General features: G+C 39.8%; 24 protein-coding genes. 21 read left to right on the top strand and 3 right to left on the bottom strand.

Annotation, left to right across the window (positions count from 1 at the left end):
- Positions 1–57: 57 nt before the first annotated feature.
- Positions 58–270 carry a cold-shock protein gene (locus tag QMF79_RS05130; protein ID WP_005707454.1) on the bottom strand — a complete coding sequence of 71 codons (213 nt, stop codon included), beginning with the start codon at positions 268–270 and terminating at the stop codon, positions 58–60.
- A gap of 323 nt (positions 271–593) precedes the next feature.
- On the opposite strand from QMF79_RS05130, the gene proQ reads away from it, so the two are divergent.
- The 13 genes from proQ to QMF79_RS05065 all read left to right on the top strand — a co-directional run bounded on the left by proQ (position 594) and on the right by QMF79_RS05065 (position 12,815).
- Positions 594–1,148 carry an RNA chaperone ProQ gene (gene proQ / locus QMF79_RS05125; RefSeq protein ID WP_281773002.1) on the top strand — a complete coding sequence of 185 codons (555 nt, stop codon included), beginning with the start codon at positions 594–596 and terminating at the stop codon, positions 1,146–1,148.
- 75 nt (positions 1,149–1,223) lie between these two features.
- Positions 1,224–3,242 (top strand): carboxy terminal-processing peptidase, encoded by a 2,019-nt coding sequence (gene prc / locus QMF79_RS05120; protein WP_281773001.1) that lies wholly within the window; start codon positions 1,224–1,226, stop codon positions 3,240–3,242.
- Positions 3,243–3,323: 81 nt separating this feature from the next.
- A complete protein-coding gene (locus QMF79_RS05115; protein ID WP_281773000.1) occupies positions 3,324–4,904 on the top strand; it encodes a L,D-transpeptidase family protein in 1,581 nt (526 codons plus the stop codon).
- A 308-nt stretch (positions 4,905–5,212) separates the two neighbouring features.
- Positions 5,213–5,770 carry a YcbK family protein gene (locus tag QMF79_RS05110; protein WP_281772999.1) on the top strand — a complete coding sequence of 186 codons (558 nt, stop codon included), beginning with the start codon at positions 5,213–5,215 and terminating at the stop codon, positions 5,768–5,770.
- A 28-nt stretch (positions 5,771–5,798) separates the two neighbouring features.
- Positions 5,799–6,428, top strand: coding sequence for an MBL fold metallo-hydrolase (locus QMF79_RS05105; protein WP_281772998.1), 630 nt, complete (start codon positions 5,799–5,801; stop codon positions 6,426–6,428).
- Positions 6,429–6,614: 186 nt separating this feature from the next.
- A complete protein-coding gene (gene argH / locus QMF79_RS05100) occupies positions 6,615–7,991 on the top strand; it encodes an argininosuccinate lyase (protein WP_281772997.1) in 1,377 nt (458 codons plus the stop codon).
- A gap of 150 nt (positions 7,992–8,141) precedes the next feature.
- Positions 8,142–8,585, top strand: a complete 444-nt coding sequence (nudB, locus tag QMF79_RS05095) for a dihydroneopterin triphosphate diphosphatase (protein WP_040218703.1) — start codon at positions 8,142–8,144, stop codon at positions 8,583–8,585.
- Between the two features lie 54 nt (positions 8,586–8,639).
- Complete coding sequence (locus tag QMF79_RS05090) at positions 8,640–9,380, top strand: YebC/PmpR family DNA-binding transcriptional regulator (RefSeq protein WP_281772996.1); 741 nt, start codon at positions 8,640–8,642, stop codon at positions 9,378–9,380.
- A 153-nt stretch (positions 9,381–9,533) separates the two neighbouring features.
- Complete coding sequence (locus QMF79_RS05085; protein WP_281772995.1) at positions 9,534–9,902, top strand: YgiW/YdeI family stress tolerance OB fold protein; 369 nt, start codon at positions 9,534–9,536, stop codon at positions 9,900–9,902.
- An 80-nt stretch (positions 9,903–9,982) separates the two neighbouring features.
- On the top strand, positions 9,983–10,351 hold the full coding sequence (locus QMF79_RS05080; RefSeq protein WP_281772994.1) for a YgiW/YdeI family stress tolerance OB fold protein: 369 nt from the start codon (positions 9,983–9,985) through the stop codon (positions 10,349–10,351).
- Positions 10,352–10,421: 70 nt separating this feature from the next.
- Positions 10,422–11,081, top strand: coding sequence for a response regulator (locus QMF79_RS05075; RefSeq protein ID WP_281772993.1), 660 nt, complete (start codon positions 10,422–10,424; stop codon positions 11,079–11,081).
- Positions 11,082–11,112: 31 nt separating this feature from the next.
- Positions 11,113–12,468: a quorum sensing histidine kinase QseC gene (gene qseC, locus QMF79_RS05070; RefSeq protein ID WP_281772992.1), complete on the top strand. Its 1,356-nt coding sequence runs from the start codon at positions 11,113–11,115 to the stop codon at positions 12,466–12,468.
- A gap of 131 nt (positions 12,469–12,599) precedes the next feature.
- Complete coding sequence (locus tag QMF79_RS05065) at positions 12,600–12,815, top strand: hypothetical protein (RefSeq protein ID WP_281772991.1); 216 nt, start codon at positions 12,600–12,602, stop codon at positions 12,813–12,815.
- A 78-nt stretch (positions 12,816–12,893) separates the two neighbouring features.
- On the opposite strand, the gene QMF79_RS05060 is transcribed toward QMF79_RS05065, so the two are convergent.
- A complete protein-coding gene (locus tag QMF79_RS05060; protein ID WP_281772990.1) occupies positions 12,894–14,750 on the bottom strand; it encodes a monovalent cation:proton antiporter-2 (CPA2) family protein in 1,857 nt (618 codons plus the stop codon).
- A 124-nt stretch (positions 14,751–14,874) separates the two neighbouring features.
- Between QMF79_RS05060 and QMF79_RS05055 the strand changes: the two genes are divergently transcribed.
- Positions 14,875–15,327 (top strand): DUF441 domain-containing protein, encoded by a 453-nt coding sequence (locus tag QMF79_RS05055; RefSeq protein WP_005707472.1) that lies wholly within the window; start codon positions 14,875–14,877, stop codon positions 15,325–15,327.
- Positions 15,328–15,427: 100 nt separating this feature from the next.
- Here QMF79_RS05055 and QMF79_RS05050 read toward each other — a convergent pair whose 3' ends face one another.
- A complete protein-coding gene (locus QMF79_RS05050; protein ID WP_281772989.1) occupies positions 15,428–16,840 on the bottom strand; it encodes a DegQ family serine endoprotease in 1,413 nt (470 codons plus the stop codon).
- 377 nt (positions 16,841–17,217) lie between these two features.
- Here QMF79_RS05050 and mlaF point away from each other — a divergent pair, with 377 nt between their 5' ends.
- From mlaF to murA, 7 genes are all read left to right on the top strand, one after another.
- Positions 17,218–18,021 carry a phospholipid ABC transporter ATP-binding protein MlaF gene (gene mlaF / locus QMF79_RS05045; protein ID WP_281772988.1) on the top strand — a complete coding sequence of 268 codons (804 nt, stop codon included), beginning with the start codon at positions 17,218–17,220 and terminating at the stop codon, positions 18,019–18,021.
- Positions 18,014–18,790: a lipid asymmetry maintenance ABC transporter permease subunit MlaE gene (gene mlaE, locus QMF79_RS05040; RefSeq protein WP_281772987.1), complete on the top strand. Its 777-nt coding sequence runs from the start codon at positions 18,014–18,016 to the stop codon at positions 18,788–18,790. The genes mlaF and mlaE overlap by 8 nt, the downstream gene beginning before the upstream one ends.
- Before the next feature lie 24 nt (positions 18,791–18,814).
- The gene (gene mlaD / locus QMF79_RS05035) at positions 18,815–19,342 is read left to right on the top strand and encodes an outer membrane lipid asymmetry maintenance protein MlaD (protein ID WP_281772986.1); all 528 of its coding nucleotides are present in this window, start codon (positions 18,815–18,817) and stop codon (positions 19,340–19,342) included.
- 80 nt (positions 19,343–19,422) lie between these two features.
- Positions 19,423–20,064, top strand: coding sequence for a phospholipid-binding protein MlaC (mlaC, locus tag QMF79_RS05030; protein WP_281772985.1), 642 nt, complete (start codon positions 19,423–19,425; stop codon positions 20,062–20,064).
- A gap of 4 nt (positions 20,065–20,068) precedes the next feature.
- Complete coding sequence (locus QMF79_RS05025) at positions 20,069–20,422, top strand: STAS domain-containing protein (RefSeq protein ID WP_281772984.1); 354 nt, start codon at positions 20,069–20,071, stop codon at positions 20,420–20,422.
- Between the two features lie 16 nt (positions 20,423–20,438).
- On the top strand, positions 20,439–20,699 hold the full coding sequence (locus QMF79_RS05020; RefSeq protein WP_005707469.1) for a BolA family protein: 261 nt from the start codon (positions 20,439–20,441) through the stop codon (positions 20,697–20,699).
- 171 nt (positions 20,700–20,870) lie between these two features.
- Positions 20,871–22,148, top strand: a complete 1,278-nt coding sequence (gene murA / locus QMF79_RS05015; RefSeq protein WP_005707465.1) for a UDP-N-acetylglucosamine 1-carboxyvinyltransferase — start codon at positions 20,871–20,873, stop codon at positions 22,146–22,148.
- Positions 22,149–22,173 lie beyond the last annotated feature (25 nt).

Genomic DNA, 22,173 nt, shown 5'->3' with positions numbered 1-22,173 from the left:
CAAATACACAAAGAGACTGATATTTGTAGTAAATATCAGCCTCTTTATTAATGATGTTTAGATTTTTTTTACATTTACTGCAGATAAACCACGATCTGATTTTTGCACTTCGTATTGAACTTTAGCACCTTCTTCTAAGGTACGGTAACTACCATTATTTTCAATTGCTGAAAAATGTACAAAAATATCTTCGCCACCTTGTTCTGGTGCGATAAAGCCGAAACCTTTGGTTGCATTGAACCATTTTACTGTGCCGATTAATGCTGACATAGTGTTTTCCTTCTAAAAATAAATCAAAATTGCTAAAGAGAGATGATGGATAACTAAAACACTCTCATTTTTGAGAAGAAAAGCGATCACATTAAGTCGCAAAAGCCTGCTGATTAGACCACTTATTCATCAAGAAAGCAAATGTTATTTTTAAGATAGGAAAGAGCAAGGAAAATAATCTGAACTTTTCCGCTAAAATGATTGACCTATTTACACGAAAAATTAGGTAAATCTATGGACGAAGCGGGTTAAATAAAATATAGTTACCACTTTAAATCTTATGCTATCTAACCCCTTATTTTCAGTTAAAAACGGAAGAAATTATGTCTGAACAAGAAATACAAACAGCTGTTGAAACCAGTGAAAAAGCGGCACACACGAATAAAGTAAATCCACCTGTTAAAGAAATTATTGCCTATTTAGCAGAAAAATTCCCACTTTGTTTTAGCGTGGAAGGTGAAGCAAAACCAATTAAAATCGGTTTATTTGAAGATTTGGCAGTAGCATTATCTGACGATGAAACTATAAGCAAAACACAGCTTCGTCAAGCATTACGCGGATATACAATGAGTTGGCACTATCTTGCAGCATGCAAACCAAATGCAGTGCGTGTAGATTTACAAGGCGAAGAAGCAGGTATTGTTGATGAACAACAAGCAGAACACGCAGCACAAACTTTAGCACAATCTCGTGAAGCGGTGGCAGCTCGTAAAGCAGAACAGCGTAAAGCACAACGTAAAGAGTTCTTCAAAAAACAGCGAGCTGAGCAAAATAAAACGGCTCGTAAATTTACGCCAAAAGCGAAGAAACCAGCCTCTAATGCACCTGCAGCATCAGCAGAAAGTTTAGCTGCATTAGCAACAAAATTTGGTCGATAATTTTCTTATGCCCCTCTCCTCTTGTGGGAGAGAATCATTATTTAAATATCATCTTTATAGCATATCAGGACAAGCATGAAACTCAATAAAGCAAGCCGTTTAGTGGCGTTATTCACAATGGGAATTTTTGTGAATAGTAGCTTTGCGGTTGAACCTCAAATCAAAGAAAGTGCGTTAGTGATTCCAAAGCCTAACGATCAACACAGCATTTCAACCAAACGCGTTACCGCACGTTTAACACAATCACATTACGAAAAATTCAAATTAGATGATGAATTTGCAAGCAAGATTTTTAATCGATATATTGACTTTTTAGATCCCACACACAACACCTTATTGCAATCAGATGTTGAAGAGATGCGTGCAAAATATGGAACGAAGTTAGATGATCAACTGTATGCAGGCGAATTGAGTGCTGCTTTTGATATGTATGATTTAATGACTAAACGTCGTTATGAACGCTATAAATATGCTCTCTCTTTATTGGATAAAGAACCTGATTTAAAAACAAACGATCAAATTGAAGTTGAGCGTGATAAAGCACCATTCCCGAAAACAACAGCAGAGGCAGATAAACTTTGGGAAGAGCGTGTAAAAAATGACATTATCAATCTCTACCTCAAAGAGAAAAAATGGCCAGAAATCAAGAAAACCTTAGTGAAGCGCTATGATTTAGCGATTAAACGTCTCACACAAATTAAGGCTGATGATATTTTACAAACCTATTTGAATGCATTTGCACGTGAAATCGATCCACATACTAGCTATTTATCGCCTCGTGCGGCTAAAGCGTTCCAAGAGAGTATGAATCTTTCACTTGAGGGCATTGGGGCAACGCTTTCAATGGAAGATGATATTACGTCTATCCGTTCACTTGTCCCAGGTGCACCTGCTGCTCGTAGTAAAAAAATCTCAGTAGGCGATAAAATTGTGGGTGTGGGTCAAGGCGAGAAAGGAGAGATTGAAGATGTTATCGGCTGGCGATTAGATGATGTGGTTGATAAGATCAAAGGCAAAAAAGGCTCAATTGTTCGCTTAGAAATTGAGCCTGAGAAAGGAGGTAAAACTAAAATTATCTCTTTAACTCGTGATAAAGTTCGTATTGAAGACAGTGCGGCTAAACTTAGCATGGATAAAGTCGATGGCAAAAATATCGCAGTAATTAAAATTCCATCTTTCTATATTGGCTTAACAAGTGATGTGCGTACATTGTTGGCTCAAATGAAAGAGAAAAAAGCAGATGCACTAATCATCGACTTACGTGAGAATGGTGGTGGTTCTTTAACAGAAGTAATTGAATTATCAGGGTTATTTATTAAAGAAGGCCCTATTGTGCAGGTACGTGATGCCTTTAACCGCATTAAAGTGCACGAAGATCCTGAAGCGGATAAATCGATCTATGATGGTAAGTTAATGGTCATGATTAACCGTCACAGTGCTTCAGCTTCAGAAATTTTTGCAGCGGCAATGCAGGATTACAACCGTGCCATCATCGTAGGGCAACAAACCTTCGGTAAAGGTACAGTGCAACAAAGCCGTTCATTGAATTTTGTATATGATTTAGATAAAGATCCGCTAGGCTATATTCAATATACCATTCAAAAATTCTATCGCATTAATGGTGGCAGTACACAGCTAAAAGGAGTGAATGCGGATATTAAATTCCCTGAGATCATCAATGCAGCAAAAACAGGCGAAAGCTTTGAAGATAATGCCTTGCCTTGGGATAAAATTCCTGCCGCAAGTTATCAAGAAGCTGGACACGCTCGAGATGCAGTGGAAACTTTAACTCAAAAACACGAAGAACGTGTAGCAAAAAATCCAGAATTTATCGTGGTAAATGAAGACATTGCGATTCGTAAAGATCGTGATGAGCGTAAATTTATGTCGTTGAATTTAGCTGAACGCAAAAAAGAGAATAAAGCAGATGAAGATCGTCGTTTAAAAAACTTGAACGAACGCTTTAAACGTGAAGGTAAAAAACCGATCAAAGATATTGATGCATTACCAAAAGATTACGAAGCTCCCGATTTCTATTTAAAAGAAGCTGAACAAATGATGATCGATTGGTTAGAAATTGATAAAAAAGCGTAACTTCTTTATAATACGTAAATCTTACTAAGCCGCTTAGGTAAAGCCAATAAGCGGCTTAATTTTTAGATTAGAGATTTCATAATGAAAAAATTTAAATTATTTCCATTAGCAATAAGCCTTTCAGCAATTGCAATGGCAGAAATGCCAACAGTAGAGCAGGCAACTTTACCGATTCAACAAACGGCTCAGCAGCCCCTACAAACACAACAAGAGAAAATTTTACCACAATTGAGTTTTGAAACTCAGCAAGCACGAGCAGCTGCTTTGGCAAAAGATGTAAACTATACATTAGAACAGGAGAAAATTCGCCAAGAGCAAGAACGTAAACTTGCTGAAGCAGAAACGAGAGTGAAGCAAGAAATAGGTAATAATACCTTATTATTAAGCTCTGCAACAGCTAAGGTTTATTTAGATAACGATTTTGCACCAATGTGGTCAGATGCGACAGCTACTCGCACTTTTTTAAAAGAGTATGCCCTCTTTGCTGTAAGTAGCGTCTCAAATAAAGCAGCAGGTATATTACAGCAAATTTTAGCCCAACCAGACGGATTTTTAGCCCGTGATATTTTACTTACCGATGCTTTTTTAGATTATCTCTACTACAACAAAAATGTCGCACGTAATGCAAATAACTGGCTCTACAACTTAGGTTCATACCGCACTTCAACACCCAGTGTGGAAAATATTTCAAGTTGGGTGAACGCCGTAAAAAATGGCAATGCAATGCAATTTATGAATAATCTAGTACCTCGTAACCATTTATATCAAGAAACAACTGAGCGTTTATTAGCAATGTCACCAAATGGGGTTACTGCAAGCGGAGAGAAAAAAGTATCAAAAGGCAAATCTGCAAAAAACGGAGAAAAAACGCCCGTTTCAGACGCAACGACTTTCTATAAATTGGCACTGAATGCTCAACGTTTACGTATTATTCCAAGTTTTAATAACGGCATTTTCGTGAATATTCCAAGCTATCAACTCTACTATTTCATTGATGGCAAGCTAGTATTGCAATCAAAAGTAATTGTAGGTCGAGAAGATCGCCGTACACCTGTAATGTATAGCAAATTAAGTAATGTGGTAGTCAACCCACCTTGGAATGTTCCCCCAACGATTTTAAGCAAAGATATCATTCCTGCTTTGGCAAAAAATCCAGGTATTGCCGATGCACGCAACTACGAAATCTTAGATGGTAGTGGTAACAAAGTAAATCCGTATAGCGTGAACTGGTCGAAATACCTTAACACAACAAATATTCCATATCGTATTCGTCAAAAAGCAGGAGATGACAGTGCATTAGGCCGTTATAAATTCAATATGCCAAGTTCAGATGCGATTTACCTACACGATACACCAAACCGAGGTTTATTCGGTAAAACGGATCGTGCGTTAAGTTCGGGCTGCGTGCGTGTGGCAAAAGCGGATGAATTAGCGACCGTATTATTACGTGAAGCGGGTTGGTCTGCCGATAAACAACAAAAAGTGCTAGACAGTAATAAAACAACATCTGCAAGAATTAACTCTGAAAACCCCGTGTATCTCTACTACGTTACAGCGTGGGTAGAAGGAGGGAAAGTGTTTACCTTGCCAGATATTTACAAGCTCGATCAAAACCAACCGAAGCCGAATCTTAACTGGCAAGCTGTGAAAAATGTGATCTAATTCGCAAAAATGGAAAATTCCGAGAAGAATTAACCGCTTCTCGGAACTTTTGTTTTTATAATAATCTCAAATTTAATAATTTGCAGTATTCAGTACAGTTATACAAAATCATTGTTTATATAAATATCATCTTTCTTGCCCATTAGGGGCGGGTTTCCCGTACATAACAATGTCAAGATACATAAAGGGTCGGGCTAAACCCCGTTCCTATATACAAAAATATCGTTACTACAATGTTTAATAAAATTAAGTTATCTTTTTGATTTCAGGCAATTTAATTTTATTCAACTCAATGAATGAGGTGATTCATGAATTCAATTAATCTTCAACGTCGCAAATGGCTTTCTCTAGGTGGCATTGTATTAGGAGCGAGCTTACTTCCACAACAAGTGCTAGCCAGCCTTTCTACGGTAATGCCTCTTGCATTACGTTTTCGCAATATCAATACAGGCGATACCCACATGGCCAAGTTTAATGGTAATAATTTAGCCGCAAACGATCTAAAACAGCTCAACTATTTAATGCGTGATCGCCGCACGGGTGAGATAAAACGCATTGATCCTAATCTTTTTGTGAAACTCAACCAACTCCAACAACGCCTTGGCTTACGCAATGCAGAAGTTGTGGTAATTAGCGGCTATCGTTCCGCAAAAACCAACGCCAAATTACGTCTCGAACATCACGGTGTAGCAAGCAATAGTTTCCACATTAAAGGACAAGCTGTAGATATTCAAATCTCAGGCGTTCCTTTAGTCAAAGTAAAACAAGCGGCAGAAAGTTTAAGCAATGGCGGCGTGGGATATTATCCTCGCAGTAATTTTGTGCACGTCGATACAGGTCCTGTACGAACTTGGCTTGGGGTTTAATATTTTTACAAACAAGCGGTCATTTTCTATGTTCAATTTACAAATCATTCCCGTTAGCCCATTTCAGCAAAATTGCTCAATTATTTGGGATGACAATAAAAATGCAGCTATTATTGATGCGGGCGATAATGCGGAAAAAATTATTCAATTCGTTGAATCACAAAACTTAAAAATAGAAAAACTACTGATCACCCATGGTCATCTCGATCACATTATGGCAGTTGAAAAAGTTCGCGATCATTTTGGCATAGAAGTATATGGTTCGCACAAATCTGATCAACCGCTCTTTGAAGAACTCCCTCAAATGTGTGAAATGTTTGGTATTCCGCCAGTTAACGGTTTTTTGCCTGATCATTGGCTAAACGAGGGTGATAAAATCAGTGTTGGAAGTTTAAATTTTGATATTCGCCACCTACCAGGGCACGCACCTGGGCACATTGGTTTCTTTGATTTTGAGAATAAAATTGCGTTTACAGGCGATGTACTCTTCAAAGATAGCATTGGGCGAACCGATCTCTATATGGGAAACCTTGACCAACTGCTCGAAACCATCCGCACCAAAATGTTTGATTTAGATGATGATTTCATTATCATTGCGGGACATGGATCGCACACCACTATTGGGCGTGAAAAAATACATAATCCGTTTTTGAAGTAATTTTTCTGATAAAGTAATATGATAAAAATCTGCATTCTTTTAAGTGAATTTGACCGCTTGAGAGGATGCAGATTTTCTTTTTTATCGGGTTTTCATTAAATAATTATTGAATAATTTTGCATATTTATGCAAAATAGAGCCAATTTTTGATAAATACAATTTCATTTTAGATTTAAGGAATAGAATATGGCACTTTGGGGTGGACGTTTTACACAGGAAGCAGACCAAAAATTCAAATTTTTCAATGATTCATTACGTTTTGACTACCGTTTAGCTCTGCAAGATATTGATGGTTCAATCGGTTGGGCGAAAGCAATTACTTCAGTAGGCGTTTTAACCGAAGATGAGCATCAACAATTAGTAGCGGCACTGAAAGAATTACGTGCAGAAATTGAACCCAAAATTGAGATCATTTTAAAAGATGATGCCGAAGATATTCACAGCTGGGTGGAATCTAAACTGATTGAAAAAGTAGGCGATTTAGGTAAAAAATTGCACACAGGGCGTAGCCGTAACGATCAAGTCGCGGTTGATATGAAGATGTGGTGTAAAGCACAAGTGATTGTAATGCAAGAGCGTATCCGTAATCTTCAAGAAAAATTAGTGCTCACTGCAGAAGCTAGCCAACACGCAGTGATGCCAGGCTATACTCACCTTCAACGTGCTCAGCCAATCACTTTTGCTCACTGGTGTATGGCGTATTTTGAGATGCTAGAACGTGATTACAGCCGCTTAACCGATGCTTACAAACGTATGTACACTTGCCCACTTGGTTCGGGTGCATTAGCAGGCACAGCCTATGCAGTGGATCGTGATGCATTGGCAAAAGATCTTGGTTTTAGCATTGGTACGCGCAACAGTTTAGACTCCGTTTCAGACCGCGACCACGTTTTAGAATTGCTTTCAAGTGCTTCAATCAGTATGGTGCACCTTTCTCGTTTTGCGGAAGATTTAATCTTCTTCAACAGTGGTGAATCAGCATTCTTGGAACTTTCTGATCGTGTCACGTCAGGCTCTTCATTGATGCCACAGAAGAAAAACCCCGATGCGTGTGAATTAATTCGTGGTAAATCAGGGCGTGTATTCGGCTCATTAACGGGCTTGCTCACGACACTCAAAGGCTTACCGCTCGCATATAACAAAGATATGCAAGAAGACAAAGAAGGTATCTTCGATGCGATGGAAACTTGGCAGGCGTGTTTAGAAATCGCCACACTTGTGCTTGAAGATATTAATGTGAATGTAGAACGCACACGCGAGGCAGCTCAACAAGGCTACTCAAATGCAACTGAATTGGCTGATTACTTAGTTGCTAAAGGCATTCCATTCCGTGAAGCACATCATATCGTGGGCGAAGCGGTGGTTTATGCCATCAGTAAACGCGAACCGTTAGAAGCGTTATCTGTGGCAGAATTTAAACAATTCCATGCGGTAATTGATGAAGATGTTTACCCAATTCTATCGCTTGAATCTTGCTTAGAAAAACGTTGTGCAAAAGGCGGGGTAAATCCTGAACGTGTGGCGGAAGCTATTCGTGTGGCGAAAGAGCGTTTGGAATCCTAGGGCTCTAATTTACGCATAATTTATGCTACTTTGGGCTATATGTTATAGATGGTGCAACTTGTTGCACCATTTTTGTATGTAATTATTATCAAACCCCAATTTTTTTGTTAAAATCGCCACTCTTTTGCACAAAAAGACGTATTCTTGCTTATGAAATATAAAAATCCTTATTCTGTTCTGGTTGTGATTTATGCTCAAAATACAGGCAGAGTGTTAATGTTACAACGCCAAGATGATCTGAATTTTTGGCAGTCAGTAACAGGCACTATTGAGGAGGGCGAACAACCTTTACGAACAGCGATGCGGGAAGTGAAAGAAGAAACAGGGATTGATATTAAAGAACAAAATTTGATCTTAGTGGATTGTCAATATTCGGTGAAATTTGAGATTTTCCCACAATTTCGTTACAAATATGCACCAGATACTACACATAATACTGAACATTGGTTTTTATTGGCATTACCAGATGAAGTAGAACCGCAATTAAGCGAACATTTAGCATTTCAATGGTTAGATGCAAAAGAAGCACTGAATTTAACCGCTTCCCCGAATAACGCGGAGGCGATTAAGAAATTTATTTATCCTCTTCTTTAAGAATAAAGAAGGCACATTTATTCATATCATAATTTTATTCAAGAAGGAAAATACATGGCAGGTCATAGTAAGTGGGCTAACATTAAACACCGCAAAGCAGCACAAGATGCACAACGCGGTAAAATCTTTACCAAATTAATCCGTGAATTAGTTACTGCAGCAAAAATCGGTGGTGGTGATATAAGTGCAAACCCGCGCTTACGTTCAGCAGTAGATAAAGCGTTATCAAACAATATGACGCGAGACACCATCAACCGTGCGATTGAGCGTGGTGTAGGCGGTGGAGATGATACCAATATGGAAACCAAAATCTATGAAGGTTACGGCCCAGGCGGTACAGCGGTGATGGTAGAATGTTTAAGCGATAACGCAAACCGCACTATTTCACAAGTTCGCCCAAGTTTCACAAAATGTGGAGGTAACTTAGGCACTGAAGGTTCTGTTGGCTACTTATTCAGCAAAAAAGGTTTAATTTTAATTGCGGAAGCAGATGAAGACGCATTAACTGAAGCGGCAATCGAAGCGGGTGCAGATGATATTCAACCACAAGATGACGGCTCATTTGAGATCTACACTGCGTGGGAAGATTTAGGTAACGTACGTGATGGCATTGAGAAAGCAGGCTTCAAAATTCAAGAAGCAGAAGTAACGATGATTCCATCAACCTCTGTCGATTTAGACGCAGAAACAGCACCAAAATTATTACGTTTAATTGAGATGCTAGAAGATTGTGATGATGTACAAAACGTTTATCACAATGGCGAAATTAGCGATGAAGTCGCTGCACTTCTTTAAGAAGAAACAATAAAAAGGCGAGCATTGCTCGCTTTTTGTTTGCAAAAATTTTAAAAATTAACTGCTTCTTAACTTTTTCTTAAGATTTCTTTGGTTTAATACACACATCAAAGCAATACTGCTTGAGAAAACAATTTGAAGAAGGAAAACATTATGAAAAAATTTGCATTAGCAGCTATTTTAGCCTTATCTACAACTTCAGCTTTTGCTGGCTTTAACGGCAACACAACACCAAATGGTGGTTTCCAATCAGGTACTCAATCAGCAATTAGCGTAAAACAAGCATTAAAAGCAGCAGATAATTCAATGATTACTTTAGAGGGTAACATTACACAACAAATCGATGATGATGAGTTCTGGTTTACTGATGGTACTGGTCAAATCAGAGTTGAAATCGAACGTCAGGTATGGAACGGTTTAAACGTAGGTCCGAATGATAAAATTCGCATTTTTGGTAAACTAGATAACGAGGTGTTTGATAGAGCAGAACTTGAAGTGTTACGCATCGAAAAAACAAACTAATTTTATATAACCACTTATATTCTTAATCACTAAACTAAACATACCACCGTCTATAGGTGGCTAAACAAAGGAAAAACACTATGAAAAAATTCGCCTTAGCAACTATTTTAGCTTTATCTACAGCTTCAGCATTTGCTGGCTTTAACGGTAACACGACACCAAATGGAGGCTTCCAATCGGGCACTCAATCAGCAATTAGCGTAAAACAAGCATTAAAAGCAGCCGATAATTCAATGATTACCTTAGAGGGTAACATCACACAACAAATCGATGACGATGAGTTCTTATTTAGTGATGGTACAGCACAAATTAAAGTGGAAATTAAACGCCGTGCTTGGAATGGCTTAAATGTAGGCCCAAACGATAAAATCCGTATTAGCGGTAAATTAGACAACGAAGCTTTCGAGAAAGCCGAACTTGAAGTTTATCGTGTTGAAAAAGCAAGATAATTTACTCAAAAAAATGGCGAGCTCAGCTCGCTGTTTTTGTTTTTTAACTGTAAAAGAGCGGTCAATTTCTATGAGAATTTTACTAATTGAGGACGATAGCCTGATCGGCAATGGTTTACAGATTGGTTTAACCCAACTTGGCTTTGCGGTGGATTGGTTTACTGATGGTAAAACTGGGCTGGATGCACTGACTTCCGCGCCTTACGATGCTGTGGTGCTTGATCTTACCTTGCCCAAATTAGATGGCTTAGACGTGCTTCAACAATGGAGAGTGAACCATCAAGATGTGCCCGTGCTAATTTTAACCGCTCGCGACACTTTGGATGAACGCGTAAAAGGCTTGCAACACGGGGCGGATGATTATCTCTGCAAACCTTTTGCGTTGGCGGAAGTCGCGGCTCGTTTGCAAGCGTTAATTCGCCGTCGTTATGGACATCACAATCCTGTGATTGAACACGCAGGCGTGAAGCTCGATCCCAATCAACGAGCAGTTTCGCTTAACGCTCAGGGAATTTCACTCACCACGCGAGAATATAAATTGCTGGAGCTTTTTATGCTCAATAAAGATCGCGTGCTCTCACGTGCTACGATTGAAGAAAAACTCTCATCTTGGGATGAAGAAATCAGCAGCAGTGCCTTAGATGTGCATATTTACAATCTTCGCCAAAAACTTGGTAAGCAGTTTATCCGCACCGTACACGGAGTCGGGTATGCGTTAGGACAAGCATAGCAACTGCAAGCGGTCAAAAATGGAAAATAAAATGCAAAACAAACGCCTAACCCTTCGCTTAATTTACGTTCTTTCTTTTACCGCACTTTTTGTCTGGCTTATTTCCACTGCTGTTGCGTGGTGGCAAGTGCGAAATGAAGTGAATGACGTGTTTGATGCCCAGCAAATTCTATTTGCTGAACGGCTTGCTAACTCCGATTTAAGTCATATCCTGCTTGAACACGCTGAAGATATAAATAAAATCCAAACCCATTCGTTTAAGAAAAATTATGACGATGATGCTCTTGCCTTTGCGATTTTTTCCAAACAAGGCAAGCGGCTTCTGACCGATGGACGCAATGGCGATAATTTTGTGTTCGATAACGAAATCGGCTTCGCCAAAGGCTATATGCTTAATGATGACGATGAATGGCGGATTTTCTGGCAACCTGTGGCAAATGGCGATCTGATCATCGCCGTTGGGCAAGAGTTGGAATATCGCGAAGAGCTGATTAACGAAATGATTTTTGGGCAGATGTGGATCTGGTTTGCCAGCCTGCCGATTTTAATTATTGTACTTGCGTGGCTTATTCACAAAGAATTGCAGCCAATTAAACGCTTAAGCCAAGAAGTGCAGGGCAGAAAATCGGGCGATGTTTCACTGCTCAATACACAATCTTTGCCTCTGGAAATTCTACCACTGGTACAAAATTTAAACCAATTTTTTGACCGTACTTCGGCAATGTTGCAACGCGAGCGCCGTTTTACGTCTGATGCCGCCCACGAATTGCGTAGCCCTTTGGCAGCCCTTCGCATTCAAACCGAAGTGGCACAGCTAGCGGGCGATAATGCTCAGCTTCGCGAGCAAGCTCTTTCCCATTTAACCCAAGGGATTGACCGTGCATCACAGCTTATTGAGCAACTACTGACGCTTTCCAAGCTGGATAATTTGCAAGAGTTGAAAGAAATTCAACCGCTTGATTGGGAAGGCATTATCCAATCTCTGATTGCTGAACGCTATTTTGTGGCGGAAAAACGCCAAATATCGCTGGCTTTTGAAAAAGAAGCCGAACCCAAAGCGAAACAAGGACAGCCGCTTTTAATTTCCTTAATGATCAGAAACCTGATCGATAATGCAATTAAATATTGCCCCGAAGGTGCAAACATCTCAGTAAAAATGACCGCTTGCCAAATTATTGTGGAAGACAACGGTGGCGGCGTTGAGCCTGACGATTTAAAAAAACTCGGGCAACGTTTCTACCGTCCTGCAGGACAAAATGAAAAAGGCAGTGGCTTAGGGCTTTCAATTGTGATGAGAATTGCGGAATTACACGGTCTAAAAGTACGGTTGGAAAATGTGATGGAACAAAATCAAAGAATTGGATTAAAAACAATCATTACTTTATAAGTTGGTTTTAGATGGGTTATTTGAGATATATCAATATCTTAAATAACCTTTATTTTTACAAATTTGTATTTACTGACAATGCTTAAAAATCTGATTATACTTCATTTAAATTTTCATCAAATGGAGTAATTATGTCGGAACACACGATTTCTCTCGCTTTTTCTGTATGGCATCATTATTTGAAACAGCTTACAGAAAAGCATCAAATATCCCTTCCCATTTTTCTTGAACAACTTAAAAAGGTTGATATTTATTATTTTTTACCGAAAGCAGAAGAAATTGTTTTGGGTAAGCTGCCAGAAATTCATCAAGGTCGTAAGACACTGCCCTGTTCTAAAGGGATTTAAATAACAAAGAGGCTGATATTTACTACAAATATCAGCCTCTTTATCTATTTGAGAAAACGTCTGTGATTACAAGCGGTATTATTTTTCCTCTTCTTTGCGGATTTCCTTTTTTTCTTCTTCCAAGATCTCAGCAGCCTCTTCATTCAAAGCTTTAGCATCACAATGCGGTTTGATGAAAGGTTTTGGCGTCCAATATTTTTTTACAATTTCGGTAGAAAAGCCGTGTAGAACCTCCTCATTTAAGCGTTCTTGGTCGAGCGATCTCACTTCGGCAATCACTTCATCCGCTTCTACTTGATTAATACCGAGTTTCATTAAGGTGGCTCGGCTTAAAGTTAAGGCAGATTCAAACGTTTCACGCACAATAAAGTCTACATCCTGTTTGATCAAACTTACCGTCGTTTGGCGGTCGTATGTTCGGGTTAAAATTGGCAATTCTGGGTAAGCCTCTTTTAATTGACTTACAATTGCTTCAATACGGTCAGTATCATTAATCCCAATCACGACACATTTAGCTTTTTCTATGCCTGCTGCTTGAAGCACATCTAAGCGAATGCCATCACCATAGTACACTTTAAAACCGAATTTCGCAGCAGCACGGATATTATCGATATTGCGGTCAATCACGGCTACATTGATTCCCCGTAGTAATAAAGTTTGACAAACAATTTGGCTGAAACGACCAAAACCAAGCACAAGTACGGTGTCTTCTAAATCCACAATGGGATCGAGATCATGATTATTCTGCTGTGTATTTTGTTTGTTTTCTGCTCGTAGAGTGACTATTCGTGCAAGCTGAGTAATCAATGGTGAAAATAACATAGAAAGGATGACTGCAGCGGTAAAAGTTGCATTTTCATGGGCTGACATTACACTAGCAGAAGTTGCCGCAGAAAAGAGCACGAATGCAAATTCCCCTCCATGAGCAAGTAGTGCCATACGTCCAAAAGCTTCACGATGTTGTAAGCGGGTTAAACGTGCAACAAAGTAAACCGCTAAACCTTTGCCTAAAATGTAGAGGCAAACGATACCGAGTAATAAAAAGAGATGGTTGAATACAAGGCTTAAATCAAGCGACATTCCCACGCCCATAAAGAAAAGCCCAAGTAATAAACCTCTAAATGGCTCAATATCCGCTTCTAATTGGTGACGGAATGACGATTCTGAGAGCATTACACCCGCAACAAATGCCCCCATCGCCATTGATAATCCCCCCAGTTCCATTGTTAAAGCCGCACCAAGTACAACGAGTAATGCCGCCGCGGTCATCATTTCTCGTACACGTGCTTTAGAAATGAGGCGAAACAAGGGATTCATTAACCATTTGCCTGAAACGATTAAACCAACAACTGCCGCAAGTGCAATGCCAATAGACATCCAATCCGTTGTATGTTTTGCATCGGCTGAATTCGGTACTAAAAAAGCAATAGATGCTAAAAGTGGCACAATCGCTAAATCTTCAAAAATTAGCGTGGATATCACCCGTTGCCCTTTTGGCGTACTAGTAATACCACGATCTTCTAAAGTCTGCATAACAATAGCGGTAGAAGATAAGGTAAATCCCATCCCCGCAATAAAAGCAACTTCTTTCGAAAGATTGAGCAAATAAATTCCAGCAAAGGTCAGCAAGCAGCCACAAAGTGCCACTTGCAAGAATCCTCGCCCAAAAATCGCTTTTCGCATTGCCCAAAGACGTTCAGGGTGCATTTCCAATCCAATAATGAATAGGAACATTACCACGCCCAGTTCAGCTAAATGCACAACCGCAGTAGGATCTTGGATAACACCAAATACAGATGGACCAATTAAACAACCTGCAACTAAATAGCCCAATACGCTACCCAGCCCAAGACGTTTAAAAAGTGGTACGATAGTGACGCTTGAGGCAAGCAAAATCACCGTTTTAATCAGCTCTGGACTGGCAACACTCGACATAAAATTCCTCAAAAAATAATCAATAAATACTGTCTCATTTTATCGTTTTCGTCGGAAATAAAAAACACACTAATTGGATAAATTGCTATAATTTATGCTCTTATTTTTCACTTCTGGAATGATTATGTCATTACAATTAAATATGATTGCCCTCTTGCTTATTGTGTTACTGATTTTAGGCGTGATAAGCCACAATAATGCAATTACCATTTCTGCAGCAGTGCTATTAATTATGCAGCAAACGCTCCTTTCAAAATATATTCCTTGGATTGACCAATACGGTTTAAAAATCGGGATTATTATCCTGACTCTTGGCGTATTAAGCCCACTCGTCTCTGGCAAAATCCAGCTGCCCGAACTCTCTTATTTTGTACATTGGAAAATGTTTGCCTCAATTGCAGTAGGCGTACTCGTCGCTTGGATTGCGGGTAAAGGTGTGGATCTAATGACAACTCAACCTGTTCTGGTTACGGGGTTAATGATTGGCACAGTGATTGGCGTTTCATTTTTCGGTGGGATTCCTGTTGGGCCGTTAATTGCCGCAGGGATTTTGGCGTTGGTGATTGGGAAGTTTTAGGAAAATAAAAACAAGCGGTAAATTCTTAAGGAAAATTTACCGCTTGTTAGATAGAATGCTCTCGCAATTAGGGAGGAGATACTCCCTCCCCCAACAAAAACTACTGAACCATCAAGAAGAAATTTGCACCATCACGTACGATATTTAAATAAACCACTGATGGTTTTTCGCTCAACACCTTACGTAGCTCACTTACATTCTCAACACGATGACGGTTTACACCGATGATTAAATCGCCTTTTTTCAATCCACGTGCTTCGGCTAATGATCCTTTTTCAACTTTGGTAATTGAAACGCCTTTCACGCCTTTTTCATCTTGATTAGTATATTCTGCCCCCTTCAATTCTGGCAATAAATCTGTAACTGAGCTTGTACTGCCAATTTCAGATTGAAGTGTTACTTTCGTTTTTGCGGTTTTGCCATCACGTAAGTAAGTTAATTCAATATCTTTGCCAACACCAGAGGTTGCGATTTTCGCACGCAATTCACTGAAACTATGTAATTTTTGACCGTTTAATTCAGTAATCACATCGCCTGCTTTTAAGCCTGCTTTTGCGGCTGCCGATTCTGGGAATACTTCGCTAATAAATGCTCCTTGTTGAGCATCAACACTAAACTCTTTCGCTAAATCAGCGTTAAGTTCCCCTCCTTTAATGCCAAGCATTCCACGCTTCACTTCACCAAATTCGATGATTTGTTGCACAAGGTTGTTCACCATATTCGATGGAATAGCAAAAGCGATACCCGCATTACCACCACTTGGAGAGATAATAGCGGTGTTAATTCCGATTAATTCGCCTTTTAAGTTGATTAATGGGCCACCAGAATTACCTTGGTTTACTGCCGCATCGGTTTGAATATAGTTTTGGTAACCCTCATCTGCATTGCCAGTTGAGCGACCTAATGCAGAAATAATGCCTGAAGTCACGGTTTGACCTAAACCAAATGGGTTACCAATTGCCACGCTAAAATCGCCCACGCGTAATTTATCTGAATCAGCAAATTTTAATGCCGTTAAGTTTTTCGGATTTTCGATTTGGACTAACGCCACGTCAGACTGCGGATCTGCACCTACCAATTTTGCTTTAAACTCTCGACCATCATCTAATTGAATCGTAATTTTATCCGCATCTTTGATGACGTGATTGTTCGTAATGACATAACCTTTTTCTGCGTTAATAATCACACCAGAACCTAAACCACGGAATTGGCGAGGGCGAGAATCTCCGCCAAAGCGGTCGCTGAACATATCGCCAAAGAAAAATTGAAACTCTTCAGGCAAATCACGCATACGGCTGCGACCTTGATCTTCTTTCGCTTTACCTTCCACCGAGATGCTGACCACCGCTGGGCGAACTTTGTCTAACATATCAGCTAAAGATGGCGTTGCTTGGTTGCTTTGACCTGCCACCGCTGAAATAAATGGAATGTTGATTTCTGCTTTAGCTGGCATTGTTGCCATACCTAAAGCCAAAATAGATGCTGCGATAAGGGATTTTTTCATTGTTTTCATATTGTAGTGTTTCCTATTGAATATCCCATAAAATATGGCTTTTATTACGACTACATTATTTTGCGTAGGGGCGGGGTTTATCCCCGCCCGCAAATGGTAACGTTTCTTGGGAGGGGATAACCCCCCCCTACGTAAAAATCAATGTAGTTACTATAAAAAGTATTCATGGGAAAAGTTAAATTAACTCAAACAAGGCTCGGAACTCCCATGCCTTGCTCGTGTCTGATAGGACAGAAAAATTTTTAGAGAGTTCTAAGCATTGTAAAATTTTCTAAAATTTGGCCGCTATTTGAAAAATAAAAAGCATTTTGGCTTTATTTCGTTGGGTGGAGTATAATCCACCTTCATTTTTGTATTTAAGAAAGGTATTAAATTCAATGCAACACACTGAAAACCTGGTTGAAGTAAACAACCTTACCTTTAAACGAGGGGAGAGAGTGATTTACGACAATCTCAATCTGCAGGTGCAGAAAGGTAAGGTGACAGCAATTATGGGGCCTTCTGGTATTGGTAAAACCACCTTATTACGCTTAATTGGTGGGCAACTTGTACCAGAATCAGGCGAGATTTTATTTGATGGGCAAAATGTTTGTACCGCATCAAACAAAACGCTTTATCAAATCCGTCAAAGAATAGGAATGCTATTCCAATCGGGAGCGTTATTTACGGATTTATCCACATTTGACAATGTTGCCTACCCTATTCGTGAACATACCAATTTGCCAGAAGAGTTAATTCGGAAATTGGTATTAATGAAATTAGAATCGGTTGGCTTACGTGGCGCGGCACAGTTAATGCCATCAGAACTCTCTGGCGGTATGGCACGTCGTGTGGCACTTGCACGTGCAATTGCCTTAGATCCTGATTTGATTATGTATGACGAACCCTTTACAGGGCAAGACCCAATCAGTATGGGCGTGATTGTGGAGCTGATTAAAAAACTCAATCAGGCATTAAATTTAACCTCTATTGTGGTTTCACACGATGTGACCGAAGTGCTCAGCATTGCGGATTATGCCTATATTGTGGCAAATAAAACCGTGATTGCACACGGCACACCAGCACAATTGATGCAAAGCCAAGATCCACAAGTGGTGCAATTTTTGGCAGGGAAAGCCGATGGCCCTGTGCATTTTCATTATCCTGCCCAAGATTATGTAGAGGATTTGTTTAATGATTAACTTTATTACTCAAATTGGGGCTTCAACTATCCAATTTATCCGTGCATTCGGGCGTGCTGCTTTTATGCTATGGGGTGCATTGATTGGTAAGCCACAATTTCGCAAACATACGCCACTTTTAATCAAGCAACTGCACGTAGTCGGTGTACAATCCTTGCTGATTATTATGCTTTCAGGCTTATTTATCGGGATGGTGTTAGGCTTACAAGGTTATGTGGTATTAGTCGATTTCGCGGCAGAAAGTAGCTTAGGCACGTTAGTTTCGCTCTCTTTACTACGAGAACTTGGACCTGTCGTCACCGCCTTACTTTTCGCTGGGCGAGCAGGATCGGCATTAACCGCAGAAATTGGCTTAATGAAAGCGACAGAACAACTTTCTAGCCTTGAAATGATGGCGGTTGATCCACTACGTCGAATTATCGCACCACGTTTTTGGGCAGGGATCATTTCAATGCCAATCCTTGCCGTGATTTTTACCGCAATTGGTATTTGGGGCGGTTCACTTGTCGGTGTCGATTGGAAAGGTGTTGATTCAGGTAGCTTCTGGGCAGTAATGCAAAACTCTGTTCACGTAAGCGACCTAGTCAATGGCTTTGTAAAAAGCGTGATTTTTGCTTTAGCCGTGGTTTGGATTGCGTTGTTTAATGGCTACGATTCCACACCAACTTCAGAAGGTATTAGCCAAGCAACAACTAAAACCGTTGTTCACGCTTCATTAGTGATTTTAGGCTTAGATTTTATTTTAACTGCCATTATGTTTGGTCGTTAATCCATTTCAATGAAAGGAAATACAATGCGTCAATCAATTAAATATGAATTTTGGGTAGGTTTATTTGTGCTACTCGGCTTATTAGGCTTGGCATTTTTAGGACTTAGAGTTGCCAACGTACAAGGTTTTAGTTCAGAAAAAACTTACACTCTTTACGCAACTTTCGATAATATCGGCGGACTAAAAGTGCGAGCACCGATTAAGGTTGGCGGCGTGGTTGTTGGTCGTGTGTCAAATATTCAGCTCGACGAACAAACCTACACCCCAAAAGTAACCTTAGCGGTTAATGAAGAATTTAACAAAATTCCAGATACCAGCTCACTCTCTATCAAAACCTCAGGTTTATTAGGCGAACAATACATTGCCTTAAACGTTGGCTTTATGATGGAAGGCGAAACGGAATACATGAAATCAGGCGACAGCTTTGCTGATACAAACTCAGCAATGGTGTTAGAAGATTTAATCGGTCAGTTCCTGTATGGCGACAAAAAATCATCAGATACTGAACAAAAAACTGAAGGTGAAAAAGCAGAAACACCTGCCACACCTTAATTTTTATCTTATAAGCGGTAAAATATTTACAAAAATTTACCGCTTGTAAATAAACTAACTTTATTTATGGAGTGTTTTTAATGTTAAAACAAATCAAAAAAATCATCGTTGCAGGTTTTCTTTCTGTAGCAACTTTATTCTCAAACCAAGCATTTGCAGAAACGAGCCCTTATGTATTAATGCAGCAAACAGCAGATAAACTGTTTAGTGACATCAAAGCCAACCAAGGCAAAATTAAATCAAATCCTGAATATTTACGTACCATCGTACGCAACGACTTAATGCCACACGTACATGTAAAATACGCAGGTCAATTAGTCTTAGGTAAATCGCTTTCATCTGCAAACGAAGCACAGCGTGAAAAATTCTTTGATGCGTTTGGTCAATTTATTGAGCAATCTTATGCACAAGTATTAACGCAATATAGCGATCAAAAAGTAGAAATCGAAAGCGAAAAACCGACGGATGGAAAATCTATCGTGACTATTCGCGTAAATGTAATTTCAGCCAATAATACACCGCCAATCAAACTTGATTTCAAATGGCGTAAAAACAGCCGTACTGGTGAATGGCAAGCATATGATATGGCAGCAGAAAACGTAAGTATGGTGGCTACCAAACAAAATGAGTGGAGTAGTATTTTACGTCAGCAAGGTATTGATACATTAACTGCTCAAGTTGCACAATCTGCAAAACAACCGATTACACTTTCTAAAAAATAATAGTATGAAGCCCGAAAAAACATTACAATGGAGCGTTTTTCAGAATAATGAAAGCCAAGTAGTGCAATTAAAAGGCGAATTAACTCGTGCCACGTTGTGTCCATTATGGGAGCAACGTGCTTCTTTTTTACACACCAACGCTAATCAAACCCTTTACTGGGATTTAGCTCAACTTGCACGTATTGATTCGGCTGGCTTCGCTTTCCTCACTGAATTATTAAATCATTACGGAAAACAGACAACAAATAGCTTAATTCGCGTGCCTGAAGTGATTAAAACACTTGCTGAACTTTATGGCTTAAATGACTGGATTAAGCAATATATCTCTAACAAGAATCAAGATGTTATTAATGCCTAAGGAACCCGATCAACTTATGGAACTCGCTCAAATCGAAAACTTATTAAAAGAACACCTCACAGATGCAACTGAAATCCACGTTCAAGGCGAAAACGCACACTTCGGCGTGATTGTGGTAAGCGATACTCTTGCTTCACTTTCACGCGTAAAACAGCAACAAGCGGTTTACGCACCACTTGGAGAACTTTTCTCAAGTAATATTATTCACGCATTAACAATTAAAGTGTTCTCAACCGAACAATGGAAAAAAGAACGCTTATTGAATATGGCGGGTTAATTATCGATACCACATATCTATTGTAGCAACTATGTTGCTCTTACTATAAAGAGTAAATTACATTCGCCCATTACTCTAGGTATGATTTATGGAACTGCCACTACAAGCTACAAATTTCCTTCTAAAAATTACCGCTTGTACACGACCAAATTCAATTATTAAGGAAAAACAATGGAAAAATTCCGTGTTACTGGGCCTGCAACATTAAGCGGTTCAGTCAATATTTCAGGAGCAAAAAACGCTGCGTTACCTATCCTCTTTGCAGCCATTCTAGCCACCGAACCAGTCACATTAACCAACGTTCCCGTATTAAAAGATGTGGATACCACATTTAAAATCTTACGTAAATTAGGCGTTGTGGCTGAGCGTGCAGAAAATGGCGATGTACATATTGATGCAAGCAAAATTGATCATTACATCGCACCTTACGAATTAGTTAAAACAATGCGAGCCTCTATCTGGGCATTAGCACCGTTAGTCGCTCGCTTCCACGAAGGTCAGGTTTCATTGCCTGGAGGTTGTACTATTGGAGCACGTCCTGTTGATATGCATATTACAGGCTTAGAAAAAATGGGGGCTACCATTGAATTAGACGAAGGTTATGTAAAAGCAACTTCAAATGGTCGCCTACACGGTGCTCAAATCTATATGGATAAAGTAAGTGTTGGTGCGACCTTATCTGTGATGATGGCAGGCACACTTGCAGAAGGTACAACAATTATCGAAAATGCCGCACACGAGCCAGAAATTGTGGATACTGCAATTTTCTTAAATGCAATGGGGGCAAAAATCTCAGGTGCAGGCACAGGCACAATTACCATTGAAGGGGTTGAACGCTTAACAGGCTGCACACATCGCATCGTCGCAGACCGTATCGAAACAGGTACATTCTTAATCGCTGCAGCCGTGTCTGGCGGTAAAATTACCTGTCACGGCACCAAAGCTGATACCCTTGAAGCGGTCATCGAAAAACTACGTGAAGCAGGTATGGAAGTGAGCGTAACAGAAGATACCATTACGCTTGATTCAAAAGGTCAACGCCCGAAAGCCGTGAATATTCGCACAATGCCACATCCTGGTTTCCCAACTGATATGCAAGCGCAATTTACTTTGTTAAATGCGATCGCAGAAGGCACAAGTCGCATTACCGAAACCATTTTCGAAAACCGCTTTATGCACATTCCAGAGCTTAACCGTATGGGTGCAAAAGGGGAAATTGAAGGTAATACCGCAATTTGCCTCGGTGTAGAAAAATTAAAACCCGCTGAAGTGATGGCAACCGATCTACGTGCTTCAATCAGCTTAGTGTTAGCGGGCTGTATCGCTGAAGGCGAAACCATTGTAGATCGCATCTACCACATCGATCGTGGTTATGAGCACATCGAAGAAAAATTACGCGGCTTAGGTGCAACTATTGAGCGTTTTTCTGAGCGTGTAGAAGAAGAATAATCTTCCATTTTAAACGTAAAAGCGA

This window comes from Pseudohaemophilus parahaemolyticus, from assembly GCF_938021905.1.
In the GTDB taxonomy this organism is placed as follows: Bacteria; Pseudomonadota; Gammaproteobacteria; order Enterobacterales; family Pasteurellaceae; genus Haemophilus_A; species Haemophilus_A parahaemolyticus_B.
The sequence above is the reverse complement of the archived record's forward strand: the minus strand, read 5'-3'. Positions and strand labels throughout refer to the sequence as shown.

Bases quoted from the DNA above. Each gene is read 5' to 3' on its own strand.
- QMF79_RS05130 (WP_005707454.1), bottom strand. From the start codon at position 270: ATGTCAGCATTAATCGGCACAGTAAAATGGTTCAATGCAACCAAAGGT.
- proQ (WP_281773002.1), top strand. From the start codon at position 594: ATGTCTGAACAAGAAATACAAACAGCTGTTGAAACCAGTGAAAAAGCG.
- prc (WP_281773001.1), top strand. From the start codon at position 1,224: ATGAAACTCAATAAAGCAAGCCGTTTAGTGGCGTTATTCACAATGGGA.
- QMF79_RS05115 (WP_281773000.1), top strand. From the start codon at position 3,324: ATGAAAAAATTTAAATTATTTCCATTAGCAATAAGCCTTTCAGCAATT.
- QMF79_RS05110 (WP_281772999.1), top strand. From the start codon at position 5,213: ATGAATTCAATTAATCTTCAACGTCGCAAATGGCTTTCTCTAGGTGGC.
- QMF79_RS05105 (WP_281772998.1), top strand. From the start codon at position 5,799: ATGTTCAATTTACAAATCATTCCCGTTAGCCCATTTCAGCAAAATTGC.
- argH (WP_281772997.1), top strand. From the start codon at position 6,615: ATGGCACTTTGGGGTGGACGTTTTACACAGGAAGCAGACCAAAAATTC.
- nudB (WP_040218703.1), top strand. From the start codon at position 8,142: ATGAAATATAAAAATCCTTATTCTGTTCTGGTTGTGATTTATGCTCAA.
- QMF79_RS05090 (WP_281772996.1), top strand. From the start codon at position 8,640: ATGGCAGGTCATAGTAAGTGGGCTAACATTAAACACCGCAAAGCAGCA.
- QMF79_RS05085 (WP_281772995.1), top strand. From the start codon at position 9,534: ATGAAAAAATTTGCATTAGCAGCTATTTTAGCCTTATCTACAACTTCA.
- QMF79_RS05080 (WP_281772994.1), top strand. From the start codon at position 9,983: ATGAAAAAATTCGCCTTAGCAACTATTTTAGCTTTATCTACAGCTTCA.
- QMF79_RS05075 (WP_281772993.1), top strand. From the start codon at position 10,422: ATGAGAATTTTACTAATTGAGGACGATAGCCTGATCGGCAATGGTTTA.
- qseC (WP_281772992.1), top strand. From the start codon at position 11,113: ATGCAAAACAAACGCCTAACCCTTCGCTTAATTTACGTTCTTTCTTTT.
- QMF79_RS05065 (WP_281772991.1), top strand. From the start codon at position 12,600: ATGTCGGAACACACGATTTCTCTCGCTTTTTCTGTATGGCATCATTAT.
- QMF79_RS05060 (WP_281772990.1), bottom strand. From the start codon at position 14,750: ATGTCGAGTGTTGCCAGTCCAGAGCTGATTAAAACGGTGATTTTGCTT.
- QMF79_RS05055 (WP_005707472.1), top strand. From the start codon at position 14,875: ATGTCATTACAATTAAATATGATTGCCCTCTTGCTTATTGTGTTACTG.
- QMF79_RS05050 (WP_281772989.1), bottom strand. From the start codon at position 16,840: ATGAAAACAATGAAAAAATCCCTTATCGCAGCATCTATTTTGGCTTTA.
- mlaF (WP_281772988.1), top strand. From the start codon at position 17,218: ATGCAACACACTGAAAACCTGGTTGAAGTAAACAACCTTACCTTTAAA.
- mlaE (WP_281772987.1), top strand. From the start codon at position 18,014: ATGATTAACTTTATTACTCAAATTGGGGCTTCAACTATCCAATTTATC.
- mlaD (WP_281772986.1), top strand. From the start codon at position 18,815: ATGCGTCAATCAATTAAATATGAATTTTGGGTAGGTTTATTTGTGCTA.
- mlaC (WP_281772985.1), top strand. From the start codon at position 19,423: ATGTTAAAACAAATCAAAAAAATCATCGTTGCAGGTTTTCTTTCTGTA.
- QMF79_RS05025 (WP_281772984.1), top strand. From the start codon at position 20,069: ATGAAGCCCGAAAAAACATTACAATGGAGCGTTTTTCAGAATAATGAA.
- QMF79_RS05020 (WP_005707469.1), top strand. From the start codon at position 20,439: ATGGAACTCGCTCAAATCGAAAACTTATTAAAAGAACACCTCACAGAT.
- murA (WP_005707465.1), top strand. From the start codon at position 20,871: ATGGAAAAATTCCGTGTTACTGGGCCTGCAACATTAAGCGGTTCAGTC.